This window comes from Pseudomonas sp. P5_A2_2 (assembly GCF_054177685.1).
Genome location: NZ_JBGCUL010000536.1, coordinates 1 through 3,110, shown reverse-complemented (window position 1 = coordinate 3,110; position 3,110 = coordinate 1). Strand labels below are relative to the sequence as shown.

Here is a 3,110-nt window from a genome sequence, read left to right as displayed (position 1 = left end):
AGCGTTGGCGGTGGCCGAGAATAAGCGCCGGTATCGACTCCTTGCAACGCTCGGGCTCAAGGCCTGACCGGCGGCTGCCGCTCAGGCCCGGGGCGGGCGAAAAGCCGCTGACGTCAGACCCGTTCGCTGGTGCGCACGACAAACTTTTTGTGTTCGGCAGCGTCCGCCGACAGCGCTTCCACATCGGTATAGAACTGCTCGTACCAACGACGCAACTGATAGACCGGACCGTCGCCGTCACACAGCAGCGGGTTGTCGACGCGGGTCTTGCTGTGCCAGATGGCCACGTCTTCGTAGAAGGCTGCCTGAGCCTGCGCTACGTAGGCCTTGGCCATCGCCTGGTTCTGCTCCTCGCTGAGCCCCGGGATCTTTTTCACCAGCACGCCGTAGCGCAGGGTGAAGCTGTCCAGGTCGATCGGCACGTGGCAGTTGAGCAGGATCGAGTGGATCGGCTGGCCGTTCATGGCGCCGTTCATTTCGGTGATCTGATAGGCCGGGCCGAAGTAGGTGGCTTCGGTGGTCAGCACGCTGTCACCGGACAGGCGCTCACTGCGGGCACGCATGATCTGAGTCGCCAGGTGGCCCTGGAAAATGTTGATGAACTCCTCGACCGGCGCGCCGTGCACAGTGCCGAAGTGCGCCATGTCGGCGATGTTGTCGATCAGTTCGCGGCAGTTGGTGCCAATCTGCAATTCGGCGACTTCCCATGCCGCCCATTCGTCGCTGTAGCAGGCGTCGATGCGCGGAATGCGTTGCTCAGGCAGCGGCGGGTTGCCTTCAGGGTCATTCCAGACGAATAGCAGTTGGTTTTCTTCCATGATCGGCCAACTCTTGATTTTGGCCCGTGGCGGGATGCGCTTGGCATAGGGGATGTCATCGCACACGCCATCGGCGCCCCAGCGCCAGGCGTGGAACGGGCAGCGGATCGAGTTACCTTCAACGCAACCGGTGCTCAGGTCGGCGCCCATGTGCGGGCAGTAGCCATCAAGAATATGCAGTTCTCCGTCTTCACCCTGGAACGCCACCAGACGGGTGCCGAACACCTCCAGGCGATGGGCCTTGCCGTCGCGGTATTGCGCGGCCAGGCCCAGGCAATGCCAGCCGCGGGCGTAGCGGTCTTCCAGCAGTTTGGCTTCGATGCGGTGCAGGGTACTCATCTTATTATTCTCCCAAGGGATCACGGGTTTGGCGCATGTAACGGATTCTGCCGGCCCTGTAAAAGCGGGCATCGTCTGAATGGACGATGGCTGCTTTTGGTTGGCCCGCTCTACTGGCGTCATTGGACCCATGGCAGGAGTTGGCGATGAGTAATGAACAAGGGCCGGTAGCGGTGATTACCGGGGCCGCCAGTGGTATTGGCCGAGGCTTGGCCGAACACGCGGCGAAGCTGGGCATGCGCCTGGTGCTGGCGGATCGGGATGCAGCGGGCCTGCAAGCCCTGTGCGACGAATTGCAGGCCAGCGGTGTACAAGCGATTGCCTGCGTCACCGATGTCGGTGATGTAACGCAGGTCGAGCGCTTGCGTGACCGGGCTGTCGAGCAATTTGGCGGGGTGGACCTGCTGTTCAACAACGCCGGGGTGATGCAAACCGGCTTCAGCTGGGAAATCACCGAGGCGCAATGGCAGCGCATACTGGACGTCAACCTCAACGGCGTGATCAACGGCATTCGCAGCTTTGTGCCGCTGCTGCTCAGCCAGGGCCGGGCAGCCCATGTGGTCAACACGGCGTCCCTTGCCGGGCTGGTCAGCAGCCCGCTGATGGCGCCGTACAACGTGACCAAGCAAGCCGTGGTCGCGCTCTCGGAAACCCTGCATTACGAACTCGCCATGATCGGTGCGCCGGTGTCGGTTTCGGTGCTGTGCCCGGGGCCGGTGGCCAGTGAAATCATGGCGTCGAACCAGGTGGCGGGTACCGCCGGATCCGACTTCAATCAATTGCTCGACAGCACCGTTCGCCAGGGTATGACCCCGGCGGAGCTGGCCGCGCAAGTGTTCGACGCCGTCGCGCAAAAGCGTTTCTGGATTCTGCCCCACAAGAGTTTCAAACCGGCCCTTGAACGCCGTCTGCGAAGCATCCTGGGAGAAACCAATCCGCAGTTTCAAATGACTGACGTAGAGGACGATGCCCATGCCGCTCGATAAGCAGATCGCTGGAGTCCTCCAGCAGTTTCGCGACATCCCGGAACCCGATTTCAGTCAGGTCGATGCCGCACAGTACCGGCAGTTCTCCGACAACCTGCTGCCGGCCATTCCCGGCGATCCGATGAGCGAGGTGCGCGACCTGCGGGTGGCCGGCGCGGACGGTGAACTGGACGCACGGCTGTACCGGCCATCGGAAGCATTCAATCTGCCATTGCTGGTGTTTTTCCATGGCGGCGGATTTGTCATGGGCAATCTCGATACCCACGACAATCTCTGCCGTTCGCTGGCCCGTCAGACCGAGGCGGTGGTGGTGTCGGTCGCCTACCGACTGGCGCCGGAAAACAAGTTCCCGGCTGCACCGCTCGATTGTTATGCGGCCACCTGCTGGTTGGTTGAGCACGCAGCTGAACTGCGCGTCGACGGCAGCCGGCTGGCCTTGGCCGGGGACAGCGCCGGGGGCAACCTGGCGCTGGCTGTCAGTCAGTTGGCGGCACGACACCAGGGGCCGAAGGTCAGCTATCAGTGTCTGTTTTACCCGGTCACTGACGCAGGTTGCGACTCTAAGTCCTTCGAAGAATTTGCCGAGAGCTATCTGCTTTCCGCCGGGATGATGCGCTGGTTCTGGCAGCAGTACCTGCAAGACGTCGGGCAGGCGGATGATCCATTGGCCTCGCCCATGCGCGCCGAGAGCCTGGCGGGATTGCCGCCAACGACCCTGATTACCGCCGAATTCGACCCATTGCGCGATGAAGGCGAGGCAATGGCCGAGTGCCTGCGCGAGGCCGGAGTGCCTGTGCGGGTTCAGCGTTGTGACGGCATGATCCACGGTTTTATCAGCATGGCGCCCTTTGTCGAAGGGGCGGCATATGCCTTGTCCGATGCGGCGGCGGACCTGCGCGAGGCACTCCAGTGAACGGCCTGGCTTTCAACACGGTGCCGCAACTGATCGAGGCCATCAGTGCCGGTC

The 3,110-nt window shown here is 62.5% G+C and carries 3 protein-coding genes; 2 read left to right on the top strand and 1 reads right to left on the bottom strand.

Annotation, left to right across the window (positions count from 1 at the left end; translation table 11 throughout):
* Nucleotides 1-113 precede the first annotated feature (113 nt).
* Nucleotides 114-1,157, bottom strand: a complete 1,044-nt coding sequence (locus ACXRVY_RS21840) for a Rieske 2Fe-2S domain-containing protein (protein WP_223463219.1) — start codon at nt 1,155-1,157, stop codon at nt 114-116.
* Between the two features lie 146 nt (nt 1,158-1,303).
* On the opposite strand from ACXRVY_RS21840, the gene ACXRVY_RS21835 reads away from it, so the two are divergent.
* Together ACXRVY_RS21835 and ACXRVY_RS21830 are read left to right on the top strand one after the other, a co-directional pair.
* A complete protein-coding gene (locus tag ACXRVY_RS21835; protein ID WP_223463220.1) occupies nt 1,304-2,143 on the top strand; it encodes an SDR family NAD(P)-dependent oxidoreductase in 840 nt (279 codons plus the stop codon).
* Entirely contained in the window at nt 2,130-3,056 is a 927-nt protein-coding gene (locus ACXRVY_RS21830) for an alpha/beta hydrolase (protein WP_223463221.1), read from the top strand. The genes ACXRVY_RS21835 and ACXRVY_RS21830 overlap by 14 nt, the downstream gene beginning before the upstream one ends.
* The last annotated feature ends 54 nt before the right edge of the window (nt 3,057-3,110 follow it).

Excerpts from the sequence above, each read along its gene's own strand:
- ACXRVY_RS21840 (WP_223463219.1), bottom strand. The coding sequence starts at position 1,157 with ATGAGTACCCTGCACCGCATCGAAGCCAAACTGCTGGAAGACCGCTAC.
- ACXRVY_RS21835 (WP_223463220.1), top strand. The coding sequence starts at position 1,304 with ATGAGTAATGAACAAGGGCCGGTAGCGGTGATTACCGGGGCCGCCAGT.
- ACXRVY_RS21830 (WP_223463221.1), top strand. The coding sequence starts at position 2,130 with ATGCCGCTCGATAAGCAGATCGCTGGAGTCCTCCAGCAGTTTCGCGAC.